Origin of the sequence: Kitasatospora sp. NPDC091257 (genome assembly GCF_044757675.1) — a bacterium.
Lineage (GTDB): Bacteria > Actinomycetota > Actinomycetes > Streptomycetales > Streptomycetaceae > Kitasatospora > Kitasatospora lactacystinica.
This window is the reverse complement of sequence record NZ_JBIVVI010001866.1, coordinates 1-1,092: the sequence shown is the minus strand read 5'-3', so window position 1 is coordinate 1,092 and position 1,092 is coordinate 1. Positions and strand designations below refer to the sequence as shown.

Here is a 1,092-nt window from a genome sequence, read left to right as displayed (position 1 = left end):
CCCTCACCGGCCCCGGCAGCGGCGAACTCCACGTCTCCACCCCCTTCCAGGCCGCCGGCTACCTCGACCGCTCCCGCGACACCGGACGCTTCACCACCCGCCCCGAGGGCGCCGGCGAGGGACGGCGCTGGTTCCGCACCGGCGACCTCGTCACCCGCGACGACAGCGGCCGCATCCACCTCACCGGCCGCGCCGACTTCCAGGTCAAGGTCCGCGGCGTCGCCGTCAACACCGCCGAGATCGAACGCGTCCTGCTCGCCCACCCCGACGTGCGGGAGGCCGCCGTCGCCGCCGCGAGCGACCCGCTCACCGGCAAACGCCTGCACGCCGCCGTCCAGCGCACCCCCGGCTCCACCCTCAACAGCCTCGTCCTGCGCGAGCACCTGGCCCGCAACCTGCCGCGCGCCGCCGTCCCCGAGAAGCTCGCCATCCACGACACCCCCCTGCCGAAGACCGCCACCGGCAAGGTCGACCGCAAAGCCGTCCTGCCCACCCCCTGAAACCCCGCACCCCGCACCACCGAACACCAACCACCGACCCACACAAGGGAGTTGCCCGCCATGAGCAACATCGACCGGATCAAGCGGTTCCTCATCGAGGAGTTCCTGCCCGACATCACCCCCGACCAGCTCGCCGACGACCACGACCTGCTCTCCGACGGCGTCATCGACAGCCTCGGCGTCCTCAAGCTCATCGCCTGGGTCGAGGACCACTTCACCCTGCCCGTCGACGACACCGACCTCGACCCCAACAACTTCCGCTCGGTCGCCGCCATCGACGCCTTCATCACCGAACGCCGCACCGCCGCCACCGCCACCGCGGCCACGGCCACCGTGGGCGGCTGACACCCGTGCACCCGGCCCTCACCGCGCTCCTCGCCGCCCGCCCCGTCGACGCCGAGGCCTGGCACTCGTGGTGGGACCAGCTCGAACACCGCACCCTGGGCCCGGCCGACACCGACCGGGCCCAGGCGGCGGCCCTGCTGGCCGGCCTCACCACCCGCCTGCCCGACCCCGACACCCTCGCCGCCCTGGTCACCTCGAACACGCCTGGGGCGGCAACGGGAACGAGCTCTTCGACGCGATCGGGCAC

Annotated in this window: 1 protein-coding gene and 2 pseudogenes; all 3 read left to right on the top strand. The window is 73.3% G+C overall.

Annotated elements, in window-relative coordinates; translation table 11 throughout:
- A pseudogene (locus tag ACIQOV_RS42555) lies at positions 1–500 on the top strand (acyl-CoA synthetase); the annotation flags it as partial.
- Between the two features lie 60 nt (positions 501–560).
- Entirely contained in the window at positions 561–845 is a 285-nt protein-coding gene (locus ACIQOV_RS42550; RefSeq protein WP_401056643.1) for an acyl carrier protein, read from the top strand.
- A 5-nt stretch (positions 846–850) separates the two neighbouring features.
- A pseudogene (locus ACIQOV_RS42545) lies at positions 851–1,092 on the top strand (hypothetical protein); the annotation flags it as partial.

What these genes read in the sequence shown, in the direction of transcription:
- ACIQOV_RS42550 (WP_401056643.1), top strand. Translation starts at nt 561, where the DNA reads ATGAGCAACATCGACCGGATCAAGCGGTTCCTCATCGAGGAGTTCCTG.